The following is a 22520-nucleotide window of genomic DNA, read 5'->3' as shown; positions in this document are numbered from 1 at the left end:
ACGCAGTGCATCACGCGTAGTCCGCATGCGGCGGCGCGTCCGACGGGTATCGCACGGGAAACACCTGTGCGATACCCGTTTTGTTTTTGGCGGATCGCGTTGCCGCGCTACGTCTTCGCGTGCGGCGACACCGCCCCGCATGCGCGAATCACGAGCTGCACGACCTGCTCGGTCTTCTCGTCGTACGCCTTCTGCGTGAACGTGCGCTTGCCGCTCAGCGCGCGGATCTGCGCGTCGAAATCCGCGTAGTGCTGCGTGGTTGACCAGATCAGGTACATCAGCGCATGCGCGTCGATCGGCGCGAGCAGCCCGCGCGCGATCCAGCCGTCGATGACCTTCACGCGCGTATCGAACCACGGCTTCACGCGTTCCGACAGGATGTCCTGCATGTGCTCCGCACCGTGGATGATCTCGTTGGCCCAGACCTTCGAGCCGAGCGGGCGCCGCCGCGACAGCGCCATCTTCGCGCGCACGTAGGCACCGATCGCTTCGACGGGATCGTCGTCGGCCTCGAACGAACCGGCTGCGCGATGCCAGTCCTCGAACAGGTCGTCGAGCACGCGGCGGTACAGCGCAAGCTTCGTCGGGAAGTAGTAATGCAGGTTGGCTTTCGGCAGGCCGGCACGCTCCGCGATCATCGCGGTACTCGCGCCGTCGAGCCCACGTTCCGCGAACACGGCCTCCGCGCAGGCGAGCAGATGCGCTTCGTTGGACTCGCGGATGTGCGCCTTGCGTCGCCGCAAAGGCGCGGGCGTTTCGTCGCTGTCGGTGGCTGCGGTTGCCGCCTGGTCATGTCTCATCGTTGCCCTCGCGCGGCGGGCATGCCGCGTTGGGCTTCATTCTAGCCGCTGATTCGCATCGAACGCACGCGTGCCGATCTCGCGCAGTCATCGCCATGCTGCGTTGCGATGGCACGTTTCTCGCTCCATTCATTCACGCAAGAAAGAGATTGATTTGGTCATTTTGATCGTCTAAAACCTGTCCAATCGGACAGGATTCGACGAGCAGCGGAAACCTCTCGGCCCGATTCGTCGGACGATCTTCGCGAACGACCAGGGCATGCACCGCGCTTGGGCGGCGTTGCCCCGAAACAGGCATGACACGCACCGGCACAGACCAGGCTGACGACATCACCGACCCCACAGGAGCGATACGAATGAACGCGGTATCGGAAACAGTGAAGCGGGCAGCTTTCGACACGTCGATCAAGGTCGACGGCAAGCGGTTGTGGGACAGCCTGATGGAAGTCGCGAAGATCGGCGCGACGCCGAAGGGCGGCGTGTGCCGCCTCGCGCTGACCGATCTCGACAAGGCCGGGCGCGACCTGATCGTCAGTTGGGCGAAGGCCGCCGGCTGCACGGTGACGGTCGATACGATGGGTAACGTGTTCATGCGCCGCGCGGGCCGCGTGGCCGATGCGGCGCCGGTCGTCACGGGCTCGCACGCGGATTCGCAGCCGACCGGCGGCCGCTTCGACGGCATCTACGGCGTGCTCGGTGGCCTCGAGGTGATTCGCAGTCTCAACGATCACGGCATCGAGACCGAGCATCCGGTCGAGGTCGTGATCTGGACCAACGAGGAAGGCTCGCGCTTCGCGCCGGCGATGGTTGCGTCGGGCGTGTTCGCGGGAGTGTTTTCGCTCGAATACGGGCTGTCGCGCAAGGACGTGGACGGCAAGACGATCGGCGAGGAGCTGGCGCGGATCGGCTACGCGGGCGACGTGCCGTGCGGCGGACGCAAGCTGCACGCGGCGTTCGAACTGCATATCGAGCAGGGGCCGATTCTCGAAGCGGAATGCAAGACGATCGGCGTCGTGACCGACGCGCAGGGGCAGCGCTGGTACGAGATCACGTTCACCGGCCAGGAAGCGCACGCGGGGCCGACGCCGATGCCGCGCCGCCGCGATGCGCTGCTCGGCGCGTCGCGCGTGGTCGATCTCGTCAACCGGATCGGCCTCGATCATGCGCCGTTCGGCTGCGCGACGGTCGGCATGATGCAGGTCTACCCGAACTCGCGCAACGTGATTCCGGGCCGCGTGTTCTTCACCGTCGATTTCCGTCATCCGGACGACGCGGTGCTCGCGAAGATGGATGCTGCGTTGCGCGACGGCATGGCGCGCATCGCGGGCGAGATCGGGCTCGAGACGCAGCTCGAGCAGATCTTCTATTACAAGCCGGTCGCGTTCGACGCGGCCTGTGTGGAAGCGGTGCGCAGCGCGGCCGACCGCTTCGGCTTCTCGCATCGCGACATCGTGTCCGGTGCCGGCCACGACGCGTGCTACCTCGCGCAGGTCGCGCCGACGTCGATGGTGTTCGTGCCGTGTGTCGACGGCATCAGCCACAACGAGATCGAGGACGCGACGCCCGCATGGATCGAGGCCGGCGCGAACGTGCTGCTGCACGCGATGCTGTCGCGCGCATGCGAGCCGGCTTCATGACGCCGCGACCGTAGCTGCCGGCAGGTTGCTCGACGCCTGGCAGCCTGACCGTAGCATGCCTAACAACGACCGCCCCGACTGTGCATGCGCAGCCGGCGGGGGCGGCTTTGTCTCCACCCAGTCGAAGGAACGCGTATGACCACCCAGCCAACCGGCGATATCGCCGCGCATCGCCTGTCGTCCACGCAACTCTCGTGCGAATTCGCCGACATCGCGCCGCTGCTCGATCCGACGGCCGCGGCGGCCGCCGCCAGCCGCTGCCACTACTGCTACGACGCGCCGTGCGTGCAGGCCTGCCCGACGCAGATCGACATCCCGAGCTTCATCCGCAAGATCGGCAACGGCAACCTGAAGGGCGCCGCGACCGACATCCTGTCGGCGAATCCGCTCGGCGGGATGTGTGCCCGCGTGTGTCCGACCGAGATCCTGTGCGAAGGCGCGTGCGTGCGCAACCATCAGGATGCGCAGCCCGTCGCGATCGGCGCGCTGCAGCGGCATGCAACCGATTGGGCGATGGAGACCGGCGCCGTGCGTTTCACGCGCGCGCCGGACACGGGCCGCCAGGTCGCGGTGGTCGGCGCGGGGCCGGCCGGGCTCGCATGCGCGCACCGGCTCGCGCTCGCCGGGCACCGCGTCACGCTGTTCGACGCGCGCCCGAAGGCCGGCGGCCTCAACGAATACGGGATCGCCGCATACAAGACCGTCGACGATTTCGCGCAGCGTGAAGTCGAGTGGCTGCTGTCGGTGGGCGGCATCACGTTGCAAACCGGCGTCGCGCTGGGCCGCGACATCACGCTCGACGCGCTGCGCGAGCAGCACGACGCGGTGTTTCTCGCGATGGGCCTCGGCGACGTGCGTGCGCTGTCGATCGACGGCGAGCAACTGAACGGCGTGATGAACGCGGTCGATTTCATCGCGCAGGTGCGGCAGGCCGATGCGCTGGAGAACGTGCCGGTCGGGCGGCGCGTGGTCGTGATCGGCGGCGGCAATACGGCCATCGATGCGGCGGTGCAGAGCCGCAAGCTCGGTGCCGAGCGCGTGACGATGGTGTACCGGCGCGGCGTGGATGCGATGAGTGCGACGTGGGCCGAGCGCGAGTTTGCGCAGAAGAGCGGCGTCACGCTCGTCACGCACGCGAAGCCGGTGCGGATGGCGGGCGCGAACGGGCAGGTGACGGGTGTCGAGTTCGAGGCGGCATCAGGCGAGCGCTTCGCCGTCGAGGCGGACATGGTGCTGAAGGCGATCGGCCAGACGCTGGTGCCGGACGCCATCGACGCCGCGCTGCTGACGGCGGACGGCGCGCGCATCGCGGTGGACGCCGACGGGCGCACCGCATGGCCCGACGTGTGGGCCGGCGGCGACTGCGCCGCGACGGGCGGCGTCGACCTCACGGTGCAGGCCGTGCAGGACGGCAAGCGCGCGGCCGCATCGATCGACGCCACGCTCGCGCAGCGCGACGCGAAGGCCGCGTGAGCGCACCACGCGCGTCACCCACCACGAGCACAACCAACACGACCCCACTCTCACGGAGCCGACCATGGCCGACCTTCGCTGCACCATCGCGGGCATCACTTCGCCGAACCCCTTCTGGCTGGCGTCCGCGCCGCCGACCGACAAGGCCTACAACGTGAACCGCGCGTTCGAGGCGGGCTGGGGCGGCGTCGTGTGGAAGACGCTCGGGCTCGATCCGCACGTCGTCAACGTCAGTTCGCGCTATGGCGCGGTGCAGTGGAACGGCCAGCGCATCGCGGGGCTGAACAACATCGAGCTGATCACCGACCGTCCGCTCGACGTGAACCTGAGAGAGATCGCGCAGGTGAAGCGCGACTGGCCGGACCGCGCGCTGATCGTGTCGCTGATGGTGCCGTGCAACGAGCGCGACTGGAAATGGATCCTGCCGCTCGTCGAGGACACGGGCGCCGACGCGGTCGAGCTGAACTTCGGTTGCCCGCACGGGATGAGCGAGCGCGGGATGGGCGCGGCGGTCGGGCAGGTTCCCGAATATGTGGAGATGGTCACGCGCTGGGTGAAGGAAGGCACGAAGCTGCCGTGCCTCGTGAAGCTCACGCCGAACATCAGCGACATCCGGATGGGCTCGCGTGCCGCGTACAAGGGCGGCGCGGACGGCGTGTCGCTGATCAACACGATCAACTCGATCGTCGCGGTCGATCTCGACCACATGGCGCCGATGCCGACGGTCGACGGCAAGGGCACGCACGGCGGCTATTGCGGCCCGGCGGTCAAGCCGATCGCATTGAACATGGTCGCGGAGATCGCGCGCGACCCGGAAACGCCGAACCTGCCGATCTCGGGCATCGGCGGCATCTCGTCATGGCGCGACGCGGCGGAGTTCATGGTGCTCGGCGCCGGCAGCGTGCAGGTGTGCACCGCCGCGATGCATTACGGATTCCGGATCGTATCGGACCTGGCCGACGGATTGTCGAACTGGATGGACGAGAAGGGCTACGCGACGCTCGACGACATCCGCGGCCGCGCGGTGCCGAACGTGACCGACTGGAAATACCTGAACCTGAAGTACGACATCAAGGCGCGCATCGACCAGGACCGCTGCATCCAGTGCGGGCTGTGCCATATCGCGTGCGAAGACACGTCGCACCAGGCGATCACCGCGACGAAGGACGGCGTGCGCCACTTCGAAGTGGTCGATTCGGAATGCGTCGGGTGCAATCTTTGCATGCATGTGTGTCCGGTCGAGCAATGCATCACGATGGAGCGTGTCGATTCGGGTGACTACGCGAACTGGACCACGCATCCGAACAATCCGGCAAGCGCGGACGCGGGGGCGAGTGCAGGCGCGTCGGCACCCGAGAAGCACGCGAAGAAGGCTGCTTGACGGCGTCCGGCGACGCAGGTCATCCTGCATCGTCGCCTTTCGTTCCACCCGGGCCGGCATCGGTTGATGCCGGCGCTGACGTTTTAGTGGAGTGCGTTCGATGAATCACGCAGCGAATCCCGCCGATCCCGACAGCGCCGCGGCGCAGGGCGGCAGCCTGTACAACGACGACCTCGCGCCGACGACGCCGGCGCAGCGCACGTGGAAGTGGTATCACTTCGCGGCGCTGTGGGTCGGGATGGTGATGAACATCGCGTCGTACATGCTGGCGGCCGGGTTGATCCAGGAAGGCATGTCGCCGTGGCAGGCGGTGATGACCGTGCTGCTCGGCAACCTGATCGTGCTCGTGCCGATGCTGCTGATCGGCCATGCGGGCGCGAAGCACGGGATTCCGTACGCGGTGCTCGTGCGCGCGTCGTTCGGCACGCAGGGCGCGAAGCTGCCGGCGCTGTTGCGGGCGATCGTCGCGTGCGGCTGGTACGGGATCCAGACCTGGCTCGGCGGCAGTGCGATCTATACGCTGCTGAACATCCTGACCGGCAACGCGCTGCACGGTGCGGCGCTGCCCGTCATCGGCATCGGGTTCGGGCAGCTCGCGTGCTTCCTCGTGTTCTGGGCGCTGCAGCTCTACTTCATCTGGCACGGCACCGATTCGATCCGCTGGCTCGAGAGCTGGTCCGCGCCGATCAAGGTCGTGATGTGCGTGGCGCTCGTGTGGTGGGCGACGTCGAAGGCGGGCGGCTTCGGCACGATGCTGTCGGCGCCGTCGCAGTTCGCGGCGGGCGGCAAGAAGTCCGGGCTGTTCTGGGCGACGTTCTGGCCGGGGCTGACCGCGATGGTCGGCTTCTGGGCGACGCTCGCGCTGAACATCCCCGACTTCACGCGCTTCGCGCATTCGCAGCGCGACCAGATGATCGGGCAGTCGATCGGGCTGCCGTTGCCGATGGCGCTACTGTCGGTGGTGTCGGTCGTCGTGACGTCGGCGACCGTCGTGATCTACGGCAACGCGATCTGGGATCCGATCGACCTGACGAGCCGGATGACGGGCATCGGCGTGGGCATCGCGCTCGTGATCCTCACGCTCGACACGATGTGCTGCAACCTCGCCGCGAATCTCGTCGGCCCGGCCTACGACTTCTCGAGCCTGTGGCCGAAGGCGATCTCGTACCGCACCGGCGGGATGATCACCGCGACGATCGCGATCGTGATGATGCCGTGGAAGATCCTCGCGACGACGGACGGCTACATCTTCACCTGGCTCGTCGGCTATTCGGCGCTGCTCGGGCCGGTGGCGGGGATCCTGATGGTCGACTACTTCCTGATTCGCGGCACGCGGCTCGACACGCGTGCGCTGTTCGACGAGCGCGGTGGCTTCAGCTACGCGCGCGGCTGGAACCCGGCCGCGCTGGCCGCGCTCGCGGTCGGCGTGCTGCCGAACCTGCCCGGCTTCCTGCATACGGCGTTTCCGGCGTCGTTTCCGAACGTGCCGGCATTCTTCAACACGCTTTACACGTACGCGTGGTTCGTCGGCCTCGTGCTGGCGTCATGCGTGTACGGCACCTGGATGAAGTGGCGCGCCGGACAGCACGCGCAGATCGCGCGCGCTTGATGCGGCACCCGACAGTCAACGAGGAGGCAACCCCATGGCAATCCTGATTCGTGGCGGCACCGTGGTCGATGCGGACCGCTCCTATCGCGCGGACGTGCTCTGCGCAGCCCCGGAGGACGGCGGCACGATCCTGCAGATCGCCGAGCAGATCGACGCGCCGGCCGGCGCGACCGTCGTCGATGCGCACGGCCAGTACGTGATGCCGGGCGGCATCGATCCGCATACGCACATGGAACTGCCGTTCATGGGTACGACCGCGAGCGACGATTTCTACTCGGGCACGGCCGCCGGGCTCGCGGGCGGCACGACGAGCATCATCGACTTCGTGATTCCGAGCCCGAAGCAGCCGCTGATGGATGCGTTCCACGCGTGGCGCGGCTGGGCCGAGAAGGCGGCGGCCGATTACGGCTTCCACGTGGCCGTGACGTGGTGGGACGAGAGCGTGCACCGCGACATGGGCACGCTCGTGCGCGAACACGGCGTGTCGAGCTTCAAGCACTTCATGGCGTACAAGAACGCGATCATGGCCGACGACGAGGTGCTCGTGAACAGCTTCTCGCGTGCGCTCGAACTCGGTGCGTTGCCGACCGTGCACGCGGAGAACGGCGAGCTGGTGTTCCAGTTGCAGAAGGCGCTGCTCGCACGCGGGATGACGGGGCCGGAGGCGCATCCGCTGTCGCGGCCGCCGGAGGTCGAGGGTGAGGCCGCGAACCGTGCGATCCGCATTGCGCAGGTGCTCGGCGTGCCGGTGTATATCGTGCATGTGTCCGCGAAGGACGCGGTCGATGCGATCACCAAAGCGCGCAGCGAAGGGCTGCGCGTGTTCGGCGAGGTGCTGCCGGGGCACCTGGTGATCGACGAGGCCGTCTATCGCGATCCGGACTGGACGCGTGCGGCCGCGCACGTGATGAGCCCGCCGTTCCGCTCGGCCGAGCATCGCGAGGCGCTGTGGCGCGGGCTGCAGGCGGGGCAGCTGCATACGACGGCGACCGACCACTGCGTGTTCTGCGCATCGCAGAAGGCGATGGGTCGCGAGGATTTCACGAAGATCCCGAACGGCTGTGGCGGTGTCGAGGATCGCATGTCGGTGCTGTGGCATCACGGCGTGAATCACGGCCGTATCACGCCGAACGAGTTCGTGCGGATCACGTCGACGAACGCCGCGCAGATCTTCAACCTGTATCCGCGCAAGGGCGCCGTGCAGGTGGGCGCCGATGCCGATCTCGTCGTGTGGGACCCGACCGCGACCAAGACGATCTCGGTGAAGACCCATCATCAGCAGGTCGACTTCAACGTGTTCGAGGGGATGACGGTGCAGGGCGTCGCAACGCATACGCTCACGCGCGGCGCACTCGCGTGGGCCGACGGCGATCTGCGCGCCGTGCGCGGCGCGGGCCGCTATCTGAAGCGCCCGCCAGCGGCCAGTTACTACGAGGCCGCTCGGATCGCGAACCGGTTGCGCGAACCGCATCCGGTCGAGCGCGCCGGTTGAACGGTTTGTATCGCGCGGGGCGTGCCGGTTGGAACGGCACGCCCCGTGCATGTTTGAATGTGCTTTCCCAGTCATGCCGGCACCGGGCCGGCTTTCTCTCCGCATCCCGCCGATTCTCTCAATATTTGGGATGAATTGGGCGCGGTCTCGTCTTTCCGATCCCCAGGTACGTAGAACAACTGAGCAAGTCGACACAACACGCGACGTGGCGCAAATGCGACCATTTTGTTTGCGTTGTCGACGTGCATACCGGCGAGTAATATCCACCGACGGCGTTGCGCAGGCGTGCCGGGCCCCCGCCGAACAGTCCAACAACATTGAGAGCAAGGAGTACGAGGTGGATATTCTGCGCAGTCTCCTGGGTATGCTGTTCCTGCTGCTGGTTGCCTATCTGCTGTCGAACAACCGGCGCGCGGTGAGCGGCCGGACCCTGATCGCCGCGCTGTGCACGCAGCTGGCGATCGGCGCGCTGGTGCTGTTCGTGCCGGTGGGCCGTGCGGTGCTGGCGGGCGCCGCGAACGGCGTCAATCGCGTGCTCGACATGGGCAATCACGGCATCGCATTCGTATTCGGCGGGCTCGTCGACAGCCGGATGTTCCAGCTGTTCGGCGACGGCGGATTCGTGTTCGGCCTGCGCGTGCTGCCGATGATCATCTTCGTGACCGCACTGATCGCGGTGCTGTACTACATCGGCGTGATGAAGTGGATCGTCGCGATCCTCGGCGCCGCGCTCGCGAAAGTGCTCGGCGTGAGCCGCATCGAGGCGTGCTCGGCGGTGGCGACGATCTTTCTCGGGCAAAGCGAGATGCCCGCGCTCGTGAAGCCGTTCGTGCGGAACATGACGAGCGCCGAGATCTTCACGGTGATGGCGAGCGGCATGGCGTCGGTCGCGGGCTCGGTGCTGGTCGGCTACGCGGGCCTCGGCGTGCGGATGGAATACCTGCTCGCCGCGTCGTTCATGGCGGTGCCGGGCGGGCTGCTGTTCGGCAAGCTGCTGTATCCGACGGTCGAGCCGAGCCGCGTCGTGGTCGACGGGCTCGACTTCGACGACAAGCGGGCCGCCAACGTGATCGAGGCGGCGGCGTCCGGCGCGTCGGTCGGGCTGCGGATCGCGATCAACGTCGGCGCGATGCTGATCGCGTTCGTGGGGCTCATCGCGCTGATGAACCTGATCGTCGGCGGCGTGGCCGCGTTCGCGGGCTTTCCGCAAATCACGCTGGTCGGTATCATCGGCCACCTGTTCGCGCCGCTCGCGTGGATCATCGGCGTGCCGTGGCACGACGCGGCGCTGGCCGGCAACTTCATCGGCGAGAAGCTGATCTTCAACGAGTTCGTCGCGTATGGCGACCTGTCGCCGTACCTGAAGGGCGGCGAGCACGTCGCGGCCGCCGGCCTGCAGGTGCTCGACCCGAAGACGCTCGCGATCGTGTCGTTCGCGCTGTGCGGTTTCGCGAACTTCTCGTCGATCGCGATTCTCGCGGGCGGCTTCAGCGCGGTCGCGCCCGAGCGCCGCTCGGAAGTCGCGCGGCACGGCCTGCGTGCATTGACGGCCGCGACGCTGTCGAACCTGATGAGCGCCGCGATCGCCGGCCTGTTCTTTTCCCTGCATTGAGCCCGCAGCGGCCACCGACCGATCGAGGAGAGGCAACGATGTTTTTACCGCAGGAATTCATTCGCCGGAAGCGCGACGGGCAGCCGCTCGATCGCGACGGGATCGCTGCGTTCGTGCGCGGCGTGACCGACGGCAGCGTGACCGAGGGCCAGGTGGCCGCGTTCGCGATGGCCGTGTATTTCAACGACCTGAGCACCGACGAGCGCGTCGCGCTGACGCTCGCGCAGCGCGACTCAGGCGACGTGCTCGACTGGCGCGCGCTGGATCTCGACGGGCCGGTGATCGACAAGCATTCGACCGGCGGTGTCGGCGATGTCGTGTCGCTGATGCTCGGGCCGATGGTGGCCGCGTGCGGCGGCTACGTGCCGATGATCTCGGGGCGCGGGCTCGGCCACACCGGCGGCACGCTCGACAAGTTGAGCGCGATTCCCGGCTACAACGTGAAGCCCGATACGGACGCGTTTCGCCGCACGGTGCGCGATGTCGGCGTCGCGATCATCGGGCAGACCGCGCGGCTGGCGCCGGCCGACATGCGCATCTATGCGATTCGCGACGTGACGGCGACCGTCGAGTCGGTCGCGATGATCACCGCGTCGATCCTGTCGAAGAAGCTCGCGGCCGGGCTCGACGGGCTCGTGATGGACGTCAAGGTCGGCTCCGGCGCATTCATGCCGACCGCCGAGAAATCGGCGGAGCTGGCGCGCAGCATCGTCGACGTCGGCAACGGCGCCGGCATGAAGACGACCGCGATCCTCACCGACATGAACCAGTCGCTCGCGCCGTGCGCGGGCAATGCGCTCGAAGTGGTGTGCGCGATCGACTACCTGACGGGCAAGTCGCGTCCGGCGCGCCTGCATGAGGTCACGATGGCGCTTTCCGCTGAGCTGCTCGTCACCGGCGGGCTGGCACGCGACGTCGCAGAAGCGCGCGCGAAGTTGCAGCATGCACTCGATACGGGTGCGGCAGCCGAACGCTTCGCGAGGATGGTCACGGCGCTCGGCGGCCCTGCGGACCTGATCGACGCACCTGCTCGTCATCTGGCGCGGGCGCAGGTGATCGTGCCGGTTCCGTCGCGCGAGAGCGGCGTGGTGCAGCGGGTCGATTGCCGCGCGCTCGGGCTGGCGGTCGTCGCGCTCGGCGGCGGCCGCACGCGCGCGGCGGATGCGATCGACTACAGTGTCGGCCTGACGGCGCTCGCGGAGATCGGGCAGCGTGTCGAGGCCGGCCAGCCGCTCGGCTACGTGCATGCCCGCGACGCAGCCGCCGCCGCGCACGCGGTGGACGCGATCCAGCGCAGCTACGTGCTGGGCGAAACCGGTGACGCGCCGCCGACCATTTATCAGCAGATCGGCTGATCGATCGCCGGTACGGGCACAGGCGATCACTCCACTTCACGTCACGGGCGTATCGCGACGGTCGGGGTTGGGCCGCGCCGATACCTCCACGCACACAATCGAGGCTACGACGAGATGGAACGAAACGAACTGATCGAGGCGGCGAAGGCGGCGCGCGAACGCGCGTATGCGCCGTATTCGCGCTTCAAGGTCGGCGCGGCGCTGCAGGCGCGCGACGGGACGATCTTTCACGGCTGCAACGTCGAGAACGCGTCTTACGGACTCTGCAATTGTGCGGAACGCACGGCGATGTTTTCGGCCATCGCCGCCGGTTATCGTCCGGGGGATTTCACGCGGCTCGCGGTCGTGGGCGACACGGACGGCCCGATCGCGCCGTGCGGCGCGTGCCGCCAGGTGATCATCGAGATCGGCACGCCCGACATCGAAGTGATCCTGGCCAACCTGAAAGGGGCCGTCGAAGTCACGACGGCCCACGCATTGCTGCCGGGCGCGTTCCGGTTGTAACGGCGCGCGCTTCTCAGGTCACGCGCCGCACGCATCACGCGCCGTCGCGCGCGTCGCGGATCGGGATCACCGTGCGTGCGCCGCACTGGCGCAGCAGGTCGCGCAGCTCGTTGATGACCGGAAACACCTCGTGGTTCCAGTCGGCGCCTTGGGCGTCGTGCGCTTCCTGCTCGCGCTCGACGATCCAGCGATCCTCGCGGAAGATCCGCTCGGTGAACCAGACGAGCAACGGCCACGCGAGATCGAGCGCGAACGGGATGCCGGGCTTGTGGATCGACAGCAGTCCGAACGTGCGGTTGGTGCGCTGCTCGGCGTCGAGCGGCACGTAGACGATCCACAGGTCCATCACGAGCGTGCCTTCGCTCGAGCGGATCTGCAGCGTCTGGTACGGGTAGCCGGTGCGCACCGTCATCACGCTCTTGTCGGACTGGTCGGCCGGCTTCTTGCTGGCGCCGAACACGAGCGCTTCGCCCACCGGCTGCTTGCCTTCCATCCGCGCGAACGTGTAGTCGACTTCGACCCAGTCGTCGCCGCGGCGCCGGCCTACCGAGCGCGCGCGCATCTGCCCCATCTGCTTGCGATGCAGGAACTGATGGTTCATGTCCATCAGGTTCTCGTGCATGAACGAGTAGTGGCACTTGACCTCGCGGCCGAAGCGGCGCGTCTTGTATGCACGATTGTCCGCCGATTCGAGCGCGGGGAACGGCCGGGTGTCGGCGAGCGTCGCATCGCCCGGGAACACGAAGATCAGCCCGTGTGCTTCGCGGCACGGATACGCGCGCACGCCGTTGGGCAGGCGCTCGCGGCCGAGGTACGGCACGTCGACGCAGCGGCCGCTGTCGCACGCGTAGGTCCAGCCGTGATAGCAGCAGCGCAGCGTCTCGCCGCTCACGACGCCCGCGTGCAGCGGCACCTGGCGGTGCGCGCAACGATCCTCGAGCGCATACACGGCGCCGGATTCGGTGCGCACGAGCACGATCGGATCGCCGGCGAAGCGCACGCCGAGTGTCTTGCCGCGTTTCAGCTCGCGCGACCACGCGAGCGGGTACCAGTGATCGGGATGAATCGGCACGCGGCGCAGGTCGCGCACGGCCGCGCCGGAAGAGGGTTCTACAAGGGTGCCGCTGTCAGGAATGGGCACTGCGCGCATGCGTGACGTCTCCAGGCTGAACAGGGATTCCGGGCGCCGCGTGACGCGGCGGGGATCTGAAGAAGTCTACGCGAAGTTGCCGGTCGCGGCGGACGCGATGCGGGTTTGCCCCGGCACGGCGGCCGCGGTGTCGTTGATGCAGCGCAAACCGGGTCGAAGGCGGCGCGCGCCTGGCCGGCGGGGCCGTACGGGCCCGGGGCGTGCGGCAGGCACCACGCCGTCACCCCGTCACGCGGCTGCTTGCCGGTCACGAGCGTGCATCGCGCCACAGTACCGCGTCGGTGCGGTACAACGCCGGGAAGTGCTGCTTCAGCCCGGTGATCTTCGGCATGTCGTTGTACGCGATGTACGGCGCGTCGGGGTGCAGTTCGAGGTAGTTCTGGTGATACGCCTCGGCCGGGTAGAACCCCTTGTAGTCCTCGACGCGCGTGACGACGGGCGCCGGAAACACGTGCGCGGTGCCGAGCTGCGCGATGTAGGCGGTCGCGACCGCGCGTTGCTGCGCGGTGGTCGGGAAGATCGCCGACCGGTACTGCGACCCTTCGTCGGGGCCCTGCCGGTTGAGCTCGGTCGGGTCGTGCGCGACCGAGAAGAACACCTGCAGCAGCCTGCCGTACGTGATCTGGGTCGGGTCGTAGACGATGCGAACCGATTCCGCGTGCCCGGTCAGCCCCGAGCCGACGAGCGCGTAGTGCGCGGTTTCGGACACGCCGCCCGCATAGCCGGCCGTGACCTGCTTCACGCCCTTCACGTGCTCGAACACGCCCTGCACGCCCCAGAAGCAGCCGCCGGCGAGCACGGCCGTCTCGTCGTGCGATGCGCCGGGCGTTTCGTCGAGCGTCGGGGCGGGCACGGTGCGCATCGGCTCGGCGGAATTGACGATGCGCTGGTAGCCGAACACGGCGGCGGCCGCGACGGCGATCGCGCCGATGCGGCGCAGCATCGCCGTGCGCCGTTGCGGCGCGGGACCGCGGGGAGAGGGGATGTTCACGGTGTGCTCCTTCGAAAGGCGGAATGGGAAGCGGGTGGCTCGGACGCGGCGCCGGTGCGCCACGTCCTGCCGGGATCAGCCGAACGTGAACGCATACGCATTCACGCCGGGATCGAGAAACTCGATCGAGAACGTACGGTCGGCGATCGCGCCGGGCTGCCGGACCAGCTGGTACAGGCGCTGCCCGGTCACCGTGCCGTAGCCTTGCGCATCGACGTCGCTGCCGTGCGCGGCACCGGGCGCCGCGCCGTCGAGCGTCACGCGAAAGCGCACCGGCTTGCCGTCGCCGCCGGGGCCGAGCACCAGGTGCAGGTCGCGTGCATGGAAGCGGTAGACGATGCGGCCGGCCGGCGCCGCGAGCGTCGCGCGCTCGGCGCCGACCTGCCACGTGCCGGCGAGGCCCCAGTCGTTGAGATCGGGCCGGGCCGGCTCGGCGTAGTGGTACGCCGCGTCGCGCACCACGCCGCCCGGCGACATGAAGGCCTCGGCGCGCGCGTAGCCGACGTAGGTCTCGGGCGAGCGGACGTCCGCGCTGTCGGCCGCGGCGAGCGCCCCCTTCGCGGGCGCACCGGCGAGCCCGATCGGCACGTTCAGCGCTTCCGGATGGCCGGCCTCGGCGAGCAGCGACTGGATCGCGCGCTCCGATTCCGCGTATTCGCCTTCGCCGAAGTGGTGGCGGCGCACGCGCCCCTGCGCGTCGACGAAGTAGTGCGCGGGCCAGTATTCGTTGTTGAACGCGCGCCAGATCGTGAAGCGGTTGTCGATCGCGACCGGGAAGTCGATGCCGAGGTCGTGCACGGCCTTCTTCACGTTGCCGATGTCGCGCTCGAACGCGAACTCGGGTGCGTGCACGCCGATCACGACGAGCCCGTACGGCGCGTACTTGCGTGCCCACGCGGTCGTGTACGGCAGCGTGCGCAGGCAGTTGATGCACGAATACGTCCAGAAATCGACCAGCACGACCTTGCCGCGCAGGCTGGCCGCCGTCAGCGGCGACGAGTTGAGCCACTGCACCGCGCCGTCGAGCGACGGCAGCGTGCCTTCGACGGGCAGCGCGGCAGCCGCATGCGTCGTATCCACCGCGCGCATCATCGCGCCGCCGGCGATCGCCCCGCCGTTGGCCTGGGTGCGATCGGCCGCCGCGGCCATCATCGCGCCGCCGTTCGCGTTGTCGGCGGCGTTGCCGGTCGCGGCCATCGCCGCCGGTGCGCCCGGTGTGCCATTCGAACGCCCGCCGAGCCGGTCGACGAGCTTCGTCTCGAGCCCGCCCGTCGTGACGGTCGACAGCTGCGCGAGCGCACCGGTATCGAGGCCGAGCGCGATCGCGCCGACGCCGGCCAGCAGCGCCACGCCGATCCCGCGCTTGATCCATTCGCCGGCGCCGAGCGAGCGTTTCATCGCGGCGAAGACCTTGCCGCCGATCACGAGCGCGACGCCGAGCGACGTCGCCGCGCCGGCCGCATACGCGACCAGCAGCAGCGTCGTGCCGACGCTGGCGCCGCGCAGCGCGGCGCCGGTCAGCACGAGCCCGAGGATCGGGCCCGCGCACGGCGCCCACAGCAGGCCGGTCGCGACGCCGAGCAGCAGCGACGACGCGGGGCCGGCCGGGCGGCCGTCGCGTTGCGCGAAGCCGGTGAGCCGGTTGCCGGCGGCGACGAGCGGGCGGGTCAGGTGTTCCGCGAGGCGTGGCATCAGCAGGGTCAGGCCGAAGATCGCGAGCAGCACGATCGCGACCCAGCGGCCGGCCTGGTTGGCCTGCGCGACCCAGCCGCCGCCGACGGCCGCGAGCGTCGCGACGACGGCGAACGTGAGCGCCATGCCGACGAGCAGCGGCAGGCCGCTGCGGACGAACGGCTGGTCGGCGCGCGCGAACACGAACGGCAGCACGGGCAGGATGCACGGGCTCAGGATCGTGAGCACGCCGCCGAGGTAGGCAAGGACGATGAGCAGCATGGTGCGTTCTCCAGTCGGTCGGAAGTTCGGGGCCGGATCAGGCGGCGGCGGGGTGGAAGGTGAGCGCGAGGCCGTTCATGCAGTAGCGCAGGCCGGTCGGTTGCGGGCCGTCGTCGAACACGTGGCCGAGATGGCCGCCGCAGCGGCGGCAGTGCACTTCGGTGCGGATCATCCCGAACGATGCGTCGGTGTTCGTGGCGACCGCGTGGTCGAGCGGCTTCCAGAAGCTTGGCCAGCCCGTATGGCTGTCGAACTTGGTGGCCGACGAGAACAGCGCGAGGGCGCAGCCGGCGCACGCGAACGTGCCTTGCCGGTGCTCGTCGTTCAGCGGGCTGGTGTACGGCCGCTCGGTGCCGGCTTCGCGCAGGACCGAGTACTGGGCGGGCGTGAGCCGGCGATGCCATTCGGCGTCGCTGAGGGTGACTTCAAAAGGGGCGGCCGTCTGCGGCGTGGCCGGCGATGCGGCGAACGCACGGCCGACCAGCGCGCGGCGGCCGACGGACGACAGCGTCGCGAGCACGGCGAGGCCGGTGGCGCCGGCGAACAGCAGATGTCTGCGGGTGGGCATGATGGGCTCCTGGCGGCAGGTCCTGAAAACATGCGCCCATCGTAGTCAGCGGCCGGTGTCGAAGTCCTCACGGAAAGTTAAATGAATTGTGAAGGTTGGGGTGGTTCGCGGGGGGTGGTGGAATTCGTCGAAGTGCCGGCTGGCACGGGTTGTCGAGCGGGTGAGCTGCTGATGTTTCCGAGGATCTGTTCGCGTCGCGATTTTTAGTGTTTTTTAGTGTTCGCCGACGGGCGTCGCGGCGAATCCGGATTTTGGCTTGCCGATCGAACCGGATTGGGGCACGCGCGTTGTTCGACTGCGATCGCGAATCGCACCGAGCGTCTGATACGCATTGATAGACCGGGGAATTTACAAACTAGAGCGATCGACGCGTGGTATGCGTGTGGACGCGGAAGTTTGACCGTTTCCACGTAGAAACTTCAGAGGCTGAGTTAGGACGTGCGCGGTTGTGCAGTGAAAGAGGGCGCGATGCGCTCCTCGCAACCGAGGGCAACTTTGTTTTGGTCTACGGCGAACGGAGGCCCGCCGGCGCCCTGGAATTGACGCGTAATATATTGGACTGGCTTTGCCTGGATGATCGCCCGAGCGCGATATCGCTTTGCCGGCGTTCTGCAAATTTCCCAAGATTCCAACATGCGTATCCCGCCGCTCAAGGCCATCATCGCGTTCGAAAGCGTCGCCCGGACCAAAAGCGTCAACCGCGCGGCGGAAGAACTCGGCCTGACCGCGTCCGCCGTCAGTCATCAGCTCAGCAACCTCGAATCGCAGATCGGTCAGCCGCTGTTTCAGCGCTCGGGGCGCGGCCTCGTCCTCACGCCGACCGGCGAACGCTATTTGGCCGACGTCACCGGCTCGTTGGCCGACCTCAGCCGCGCGACCGAGCGCGCGTCGAGCCGCACCGAAGTCGATATCCTGCGCGTGCATTCGAGCCCGAGCTTCGGATTGATGTGGCTGCTGCCGCGGCTGTCGTCGTTTCAGGAGGCGAACGGCGATATCCAGCTGAACCTCGCGTGCTCCTACGAAAACGTGTCGTTCTCGAACGGCTTCTACGATATCGACGTCCGGCACGGCTACGGCAACTGGGACAACCTCGAGGTCCGGACCGTGCGCGGCGAGTTCATCGCGCCGCTCGCGTCGCCGCGCTATCTCGAGCGGCATCCGGTGAACGCGCCGGAAGACCTGCTCGCGCACCGGCTGATCTATTCCGAAACGCCGCTGGTCCAGTGGAAGCAGTGGTTCGGCCGGACCGGCGTGCCGCTCGCGGCCCAGAAGACCTTCGATTTTTCGTTCGACCGTTCGTACATGTCGCTCGAAACCGCCGCGCTCGGCCTCGGCATCGCGCTCGAAAGCCTGATGCTCGCGTCAGTGAAGATCCGCGAAGGGCTGCTGGTGCCGGTGTTCGGCTCGGAACATGCGGTCGAAGTCGGCGCGCATCATCTCGTTTACCCGCGGCAGAACGCTGAATTGCCGCGCGTGAAGCGCTTCCTTGCCTGGATCGAGCGAGAAGTCGCGGGTCATCAGCAAACGGGTTGACCGGGCCGTTCGGCCGCGCCGCGGGATATTGCGCTGCAGCACCGGCCGCGCGCCGTCATCTGAATTTTTCTCAACCATGGCTGAGCGTTTCCGCGTTGATGCGGGTGTCAGGGGAGCCGACACTCCATGCACACATCAACACACAGGAGACGACCGATGTTGCTCGCCCAGAAGACCATCATCGTGACCGGCGCCGCGTCGCCGCGCGGTATCGGCAAGGCCACCGCCCGGGCACTGGCCGCCCACGGCGCACGCGTGGCGATCCTCGACCTTCGCCGGGAAGACGCAGAGGCGGCAGCCGCCGAACTCGGGCGCGACCATCTCGGCCTGGCCTGCGACGTGACCGACCGCGACGCATGCGTGGCCGCAGCCCATGCGACGCTGGAACGCTATGGCCGCATCGACGGTCTCGTCAACAACGCCGGCATCACGCAACCCGTGCGCACGCTGGATATCTCGGCGCGCGACTTCGATGCGATCGTCGACGTGAACCTGCGCGGCACGCTGTACATGTCGCAAGCCGTTCTGCCGGCGATGAAGGAGCAGCGCGGCGGCAGCATCGTGTGCATGTCGTCGGTGTCCGCGCAGCGCGGCGGCGGCATCTTCGGCGGGCCGCACTACAGCGCCGCGAAGGCCGGGGTGCTGGGGCTCGCGAAGGCGATGGCGCGTGAATTCGGCGGTGACCACATCCGCATCAATTCGATCACGCCGGGCCTGATCCAGACCGACATCACCGGCGACAAACTGACGCCCGACATGCGCGCGGACATCATCAAGGGCATTCCGCTCGGCCGCCTCGGCGAAGCCGACGATGTCGCCCATGCATGCCTGTTCCTGCTGAGCGACCTGTCGAGCTATCTGACGGGCATCACGCTCGACGTCAACGGCGGGATGCTGATCCACTGAAAACGGCGCCGCGATACGTGTGGCGCCGCCCATCATGCACCCGGGACAACCCGGGGCCGTGGCAGGAGACAAACATGAGAGCAAAGTACCCCGCACCGCCGGTTCACGGCGAGATGCTGCAACAGGGCGATGTACGGACGTTCGAAGCGGCCACCTATGCGAAGGTCGCGCGCCGGCTAATCCCGTTCCTGATGTTGTGCTACTTCGGGGCCTATCTCGACCGGGTCAACGTCGGATTCGCGAAACTGCAGATGCTCAACGACCTGCGGTTCAGCGAGACCGTGTACGGGATGGGCGCAGGCATCTTTTTCCTTGGCTACTTTCTGTTCGAAGTGCCGAGCAACCTGATCCTGCATCGGGTCGGGGCGCGCCGCTGGCTCGCGCGCATCATGCTGACGTGGGCCGTGATATCCGCGAGCTTCGTGTTCGTGAAGTCGCCCACCGCGTTCTACGCGCTGCGGTTTCTGCTCGGTGTCGCCGAAGCGGGCTTCGCGCCGGGCGTGATCCTGTATCTCACGTACTGGTTCCCGTCGGCGCGTCGCGCGAAGGCGCTGTCGCTGTTCTTCATGGCGATTCCGCTCGCCGGGATCATCGGCGGGCCGCTGTCGGGCGCGATCATGCATTCGCTGCACGGCGCGATGTCGATGGCCGGCTGGAAGTGGCTGTTCCTGCTCGAGGCGCTGCCTTCGTTCGTGCTGGGCTTCGCGATCCTGCTGTATCTCGATGACGGCATCGCCGGCGCGAAATGGCTGACCGATGCCGAAAAAGCCTTGCTCGCGCGCAACGTATCGGCCGATGCCGCGCACACGACCGCTCACCTGTCGATTCGCGCATTCGTCGCCGATCGCCGGCTCTGGCTGATGGCCGCGATCTATTTCTGCGTCGTGCTCGGGCAGTACGGCCTGACGTTCTGGCTGCCCACGATCATTCGCAAGGCCGGTGTCGCCGATCCGCTGTGGGTCGGGCTGTTCACCGCGATTCCGTATGCGTGCGCGATCGTCGCATTGCCGCTGATCGGCATGAGCGCCGACCGCCGCCGCGAGCGCCGTTTCCATCTCGCGGTGCCGATGCTGGTCGCGGCGGCGGGCTTCGCGACGTTGCCGATGCTGGGCAGCGTCGGCGCATCGATCGTGTGCCTGAGCATCGCGTCGGCCGGCATTCTCGCGTCGTCGTCGCAGTTCTGGTCGCTGCCGACGGCGCTGCTCGGCGGGATGTCGGCCGCCGCGGGCATCGCCGCGGTCAACTGCTTCGCGAACCTCGCGGGGTTCTTTTCCCCGGCGATCGTCGGCTGGCTGAACGACCTGACCGGCAGGTCCACCGCCGGGCTGCTCTTCATCTCCGTCGCGATCACGTTCGGCGCGCTGCTGGTGTTCCTCGTGCCGCGATCCGTGAACCGCTGATTCGACCTGCATACCTTCTGATCCAATACTGGAGTAATCGATGGATACCGAAACGATCCATGAAGCGGTCACGCTCGCCGAGCGCGCGTACCGCATCCGCAGGAACGCCGTGCTGATGGGCGAAGTCCAGGGGCAGGGCTATGTCGGCCAGGCGCTCGACATCGCCGACGTGCTGGCCGTCGCGTACTTCGGCGCGATGCGCTATCGCCCGGACGACCCCGAGTGGGAAGGGCGCGACCGCTTCCTGCTGTCGAACGGGCACTATGCGATCGCGCTGTACTCCGCGTTGTTCGAAGCCGGCATCCTGCCGGCCGACGAACTCGAAACCTACGGCAGCGACGACAGCCGTTTGCCGATGTCCGGGATGGCGAGCTACACGCCGGGGATGGAGATGTCCGGCGGCTCGCTCGGGCAGGGGCTGACGATTGCGGTCGGTCGTTGCCTCGGTCTGAAGCGCAAAGGCTCGGACGCATTCGTCTATACCCTGTTCTCGGACGGCGAACTGGACGAAGGCGCGATCTGGGAAGGGCTGATGTCGGCCGCGCACTGGAAGCTCGACAACCTGATCGCGATCGTCGACGTGAACAACCAGCAGGCCGATGGCCCGTCGACACAGATCATGGCGTTCGAACCGCTGGTCGACAAGCTCGAGGCCTTCGGCTGGTACACGCAACGCGTGGACGGAAACGACATCGATGCGGTGAAGCGCGCGTTCGACCATGCACGCGAACATGACGCGCCGCAGCCGCGCATCATCGTCTGCGACACGAAGATGGGGCGCGGCGTACCGTTCCTCGAAGCACGCGAGAAGAGCCATTTCATTCGCGTCGATGCGCACGAGTGGAAGCTCGCGCTCGACGCACTCGAAGCAGGGAGACACGCATGAGCACCGTCGACAACAAGCCGCGCCTGAAGACTTCTGCGATGATCGCGTCCATCGCCGCGGAAGGGCAGGCGACCCGCTCCGCACCGTTCGGCCATGCGCTGACCGAACTCGCACGCACGAACGCCAACGTGATCGGCATGACGGCCGATCTCGGCAAGTACACCGACCTGCACATCTTCGCGAAGGCATTTCCCGAGCGTTACTACCAGATGGGGATGGCCGAGCAGCTGCTGATGGGGGCGGCCGCCGGATTCGCGCACGAAGGGGCGCAGCCGTTCGTCACGACCTATGCGGTGTTCGCGACGCGCCGCGCGTACGACTTCATCCATCAGGCGATCGCCGAGGACAATCTCGACGTGAAGCTGATCTGCGCACTGCCGGGGCTCACGACCGGCTACGGACCGAGCCATCAGGCGGCCGAGGATCTGGCGTTGATGCGCGCGATGCCGAACATGACCGTGATCGATCCGTGCGACGCGCTGGACATCGAACAGATGGTGCCGGCCATCGCCGCGCACAAGGGGCCGGTGTACGCACGCCTGCTGCGCGGCAACGTGCCGGCCGTGCTCGACGAATACGATTACCGTTTCGAGCTCGGCAAGGCGAAGCTGCTGCGCGACGGCAACGACGTGCTGCTGATCTCGTCCGGGATCATGACGATGCGTTCGCTCGAGGTCGCGAAGGCGCTCGAGGCCGATCGCGTCGATGTCGCGGTGCTGCACGTACCGACGATCAAGCCGCTCGATACGGCGACGATCGTCCGCGAGGCGGCGCGCAAAGGGCGCATGGTGATCGTCGCCGAAAATCATACGGTGATCGGCGGGCTCGGCGAAGCGGTCGCGACCGCGCTGCTGGCGGCCGGCGTTGTCGTGCCGTTCCGGCAGATCGGGTTGCCCGATGCGTATCTCGCCGCGGGTGCGCTGCCGACGCTGCACGATCGTTACGGGATCTCGGCCGGTGCGATGCGGGCGAATATCCGGTCGTGGGCCGGGTGACGGATTGAAGCCGGGGTATGCCGGGAGAACGTTACATGGTGCGAGGGCCCTATTGTGACCGCTTCCTGGCGCTACCGGCTGCCTGCTACAGCCTCCCCAGCAAGCAAACAGTTTGCTGGGGAGCATTGCCAAGATCGAATATTGACGGCCTAAATGGGGTAGCGGTAACGGCCTTTTTCTGGTCCGCGATGGCTCTGCACCCCGTTAAAGCGACGCGCCGCTGCACACGACGGTTGCTGCCCGAGAATCTCGCTTGCATCCGCGCTCAACAGGAA

18 protein-coding genes are annotated in these 22520 nt (G+C 67.5%); 13 read left to right on the top strand and 5 right to left on the bottom strand.

The genetic code is table 11. The features are described 5' to 3' along the window. Window positions 1-107: 107 nt before the first annotated feature. On the bottom strand, window positions 108-800 hold the full coding sequence (locus QZM35_RS27390; RefSeq protein WP_174971440.1) for a TetR/AcrR family transcriptional regulator: 693 nt from the start codon (window positions 798-800) through the stop codon (window positions 108-110). A gap of 356 nt (window positions 801-1156) precedes the next feature. Between QZM35_RS27390 and QZM35_RS27385 the strand changes: the two genes are divergently transcribed. The 8 genes from QZM35_RS27385 to QZM35_RS27350 all read left to right on the top strand — a co-directional run bounded on the left by QZM35_RS27385 (window position 1157) and on the right by QZM35_RS27350 (window position 11863). Continuing rightward, on the top strand, window positions 1157-2437 hold the full coding sequence (locus tag QZM35_RS27385; RefSeq protein WP_301777193.1) for a Zn-dependent hydrolase: 1281 nt from the start codon (window positions 1157-1159) through the stop codon (window positions 2435-2437). 135 nt (window positions 2438-2572) lie between these two features. Continuing rightward, the gene (locus tag QZM35_RS27380) at window positions 2573-3910 is read left to right on the top strand and encodes an NAD(P)-dependent oxidoreductase (RefSeq protein ID WP_301777192.1); all 1338 of its coding nucleotides are present in this window, start codon (window positions 2573-2575) and stop codon (window positions 3908-3910) included. 64 nt (window positions 3911-3974) lie between these two features. Continuing rightward, complete coding sequence (preA, locus tag QZM35_RS27375) at window positions 3975-5291, top strand: NAD-dependent dihydropyrimidine dehydrogenase subunit PreA (RefSeq protein WP_089459788.1); 1317 nt, start codon at window positions 3975-3977, stop codon at window positions 5289-5291. A 100-nt stretch (window positions 5292-5391) separates the two neighbouring features. Next, the gene (locus QZM35_RS27370) at window positions 5392-6900 is read left to right on the top strand and encodes an NCS1 family nucleobase:cation symporter-1 (RefSeq protein WP_174971432.1); all 1509 of its coding nucleotides are present in this window, start codon (window positions 5392-5394) and stop codon (window positions 6898-6900) included. 34 nt (window positions 6901-6934) lie between these two features. Continuing rightward, window positions 6935-8392, top strand: coding sequence for a dihydropyrimidinase (gene hydA, locus QZM35_RS27365; RefSeq protein ID WP_301777191.1), 1458 nt, complete (start codon window positions 6935-6937; stop codon window positions 8390-8392). Window positions 8393-8729: 337 nt separating this feature from the next. Continuing rightward, window positions 8730-10004 (top strand): NupC/NupG family nucleoside CNT transporter, encoded by a 1275-nt coding sequence (locus QZM35_RS27360; RefSeq protein WP_089430073.1) that lies wholly within the window; start codon window positions 8730-8732, stop codon window positions 10002-10004. Between the two features lie 38 nt (window positions 10005-10042). Then, complete coding sequence (deoA, locus tag QZM35_RS27355; protein ID WP_089434073.1) at window positions 10043-11359, top strand: thymidine phosphorylase; 1317 nt, start codon at window positions 10043-10045, stop codon at window positions 11357-11359. 114 nt (window positions 11360-11473) lie between these two features. Continuing rightward, window positions 11474-11863, top strand: coding sequence for a cytidine deaminase (locus tag QZM35_RS27350; RefSeq protein WP_089434074.1), 390 nt, complete (start codon window positions 11474-11476; stop codon window positions 11861-11863). Between the two features lie 34 nt (window positions 11864-11897). Here the strand turns inward: QZM35_RS27350 and QZM35_RS27345 are convergent, their stop codons facing one another. The 4 genes from QZM35_RS27345 to msrB all read right to left on the bottom strand — a co-directional run bounded on the left by QZM35_RS27345 (window position 11898) and on the right by msrB (window position 16525). Continuing rightward, window positions 11898-13013 (bottom strand): aromatic ring-hydroxylating dioxygenase subunit alpha, encoded by a 1116-nt coding sequence (locus tag QZM35_RS27345; RefSeq protein WP_069250308.1) that lies wholly within the window; start codon window positions 13011-13013, stop codon window positions 11898-11900. 247 nt (window positions 13014-13260) lie between these two features. Beyond that, window positions 13261-13956 (bottom strand): peptide-methionine (S)-S-oxide reductase MsrA, encoded by a 696-nt coding sequence (gene msrA / locus QZM35_RS27340; protein WP_301777207.1) that lies wholly within the window; start codon window positions 13954-13956, stop codon window positions 13261-13263. Window positions 13957-14079: 123 nt separating this feature from the next. Continuing rightward, window positions 14080-15957: a cytochrome c biogenesis protein DipZ gene (locus tag QZM35_RS27335; RefSeq protein ID WP_301777190.1), complete on the bottom strand. Its 1878-nt coding sequence runs from the start codon at window positions 15955-15957 to the stop codon at window positions 14080-14082. A gap of 37 nt (window positions 15958-15994) precedes the next feature. Continuing rightward, a complete protein-coding gene (gene msrB / locus QZM35_RS27330) occupies window positions 15995-16525 on the bottom strand; it encodes a peptide-methionine (R)-S-oxide reductase MsrB (protein WP_089429254.1) in 531 nt (176 codons plus the stop codon). Between the two features lie 633 nt (window positions 16526-17158). On the opposite strand from msrB, the gene QZM35_RS27325 reads away from it, so the two are divergent. The 5 genes from QZM35_RS27325 to QZM35_RS27305 all read left to right on the top strand — a co-directional run bounded on the left by QZM35_RS27325 (window position 17159) and on the right by QZM35_RS27305 (window position 22245). Next, window positions 17159-18058, top strand: coding sequence for a LysR substrate-binding domain-containing protein (locus tag QZM35_RS27325; protein ID WP_089429258.1), 900 nt, complete (start codon window positions 17159-17161; stop codon window positions 18056-18058). A 156-nt stretch (window positions 18059-18214) separates the two neighbouring features. Continuing rightward, window positions 18215-18964, top strand: coding sequence for an SDR family NAD(P)-dependent oxidoreductase (locus tag QZM35_RS27320; protein WP_301777189.1), 750 nt, complete (start codon window positions 18215-18217; stop codon window positions 18962-18964). A gap of 74 nt (window positions 18965-19038) precedes the next feature. Beyond that, window positions 19039-20364, top strand: coding sequence for an MFS transporter (locus tag QZM35_RS27315; protein ID WP_089429260.1), 1326 nt, complete (start codon window positions 19039-19041; stop codon window positions 20362-20364). Between the two features lie 40 nt (window positions 20365-20404). After that, on the top strand, window positions 20405-21250 hold the full coding sequence (locus QZM35_RS27310) for a transketolase (protein WP_301777188.1): 846 nt from the start codon (window positions 20405-20407) through the stop codon (window positions 21248-21250). After that, entirely contained in the window at window positions 21247-22245 is a 999-nt protein-coding gene (locus QZM35_RS27305) for a transketolase family protein (RefSeq protein WP_174971421.1), read from the top strand. The genes QZM35_RS27310 and QZM35_RS27305 overlap by 4 nt, the downstream gene beginning before the upstream one ends. Window positions 22246-22520: the final 275 nt, after the last annotated feature.

It is taken from the genome of Burkholderia sp. AU45274, assembly GCF_030482505.1.
Taxonomy (GTDB): domain Bacteria; phylum Pseudomonadota; class Gammaproteobacteria; order Burkholderiales; family Burkholderiaceae; genus Burkholderia.
This window is presented reverse-complemented; position numbering and strand designations above follow the sequence as displayed.

What these genes read in the sequence shown, in the direction of transcription:
- QZM35_RS27325 (WP_089429258.1), top strand. Translation starts at nt 17,159, where the DNA reads ATGCGTATCCCGCCGCTCAAGGCCATCATCGCGTTCGAAAGCGTCGCC.
- QZM35_RS27310 (WP_301777188.1), top strand. Translation starts at nt 20,405, where the DNA reads ATGGATACCGAAACGATCCATGAAGCGGTCACGCTCGCCGAGCGCGCG.
- QZM35_RS27390 (WP_174971440.1), bottom strand. Translation starts at nt 800, where the DNA reads ATGAGACATGACCAGGCGGCAACCGCAGCCACCGACAGCGACGAAACG.
- deoA (WP_089434073.1), top strand. Translation starts at nt 10,043, where the DNA reads ATGTTTTTACCGCAGGAATTCATTCGCCGGAAGCGCGACGGGCAGCCG.
- QZM35_RS27315 (WP_089429260.1), top strand. Translation starts at nt 19,039, where the DNA reads ATGAGAGCAAAGTACCCCGCACCGCCGGTTCACGGCGAGATGCTGCAA.
- preA (WP_089459788.1), top strand. Translation starts at nt 3,975, where the DNA reads ATGGCCGACCTTCGCTGCACCATCGCGGGCATCACTTCGCCGAACCCC.
- msrB (WP_089429254.1), bottom strand. Translation starts at nt 16,525, where the DNA reads ATGCCCACCCGCAGACATCTGCTGTTCGCCGGCGCCACCGGCCTCGCC.
- QZM35_RS27380 (WP_301777192.1), top strand. Translation starts at nt 2,573, where the DNA reads ATGACCACCCAGCCAACCGGCGATATCGCCGCGCATCGCCTGTCGTCC.
- QZM35_RS27385 (WP_301777193.1), top strand. Translation starts at nt 1,157, where the DNA reads ATGAACGCGGTATCGGAAACAGTGAAGCGGGCAGCTTTCGACACGTCG.
- msrA (WP_301777207.1), bottom strand. Translation starts at nt 13,956, where the DNA reads ATGCTGCGCCGCATCGGCGCGATCGCCGTCGCGGCCGCCGCCGTGTTC.
- hydA (WP_301777191.1), top strand. Translation starts at nt 6,935, where the DNA reads ATGGCAATCCTGATTCGTGGCGGCACCGTGGTCGATGCGGACCGCTCC.
- QZM35_RS27320 (WP_301777189.1), top strand. Translation starts at nt 18,215, where the DNA reads ATGTTGCTCGCCCAGAAGACCATCATCGTGACCGGCGCCGCGTCGCCG.
- QZM35_RS27350 (WP_089434074.1), top strand. Translation starts at nt 11,474, where the DNA reads ATGGAACGAAACGAACTGATCGAGGCGGCGAAGGCGGCGCGCGAACGC.
- QZM35_RS27345 (WP_069250308.1), bottom strand. Translation starts at nt 13,013, where the DNA reads ATGCGCGCAGTGCCCATTCCTGACAGCGGCACCCTTGTAGAACCCTCT.
- QZM35_RS27370 (WP_174971432.1), top strand. Translation starts at nt 5,392, where the DNA reads ATGAATCACGCAGCGAATCCCGCCGATCCCGACAGCGCCGCGGCGCAG.
- QZM35_RS27335 (WP_301777190.1), bottom strand. Translation starts at nt 15,957, where the DNA reads ATGCTGCTCATCGTCCTTGCCTACCTCGGCGGCGTGCTCACGATCCTG.
- QZM35_RS27305 (WP_174971421.1), top strand. Translation starts at nt 21,247, where the DNA reads ATGAGCACCGTCGACAACAAGCCGCGCCTGAAGACTTCTGCGATGATC.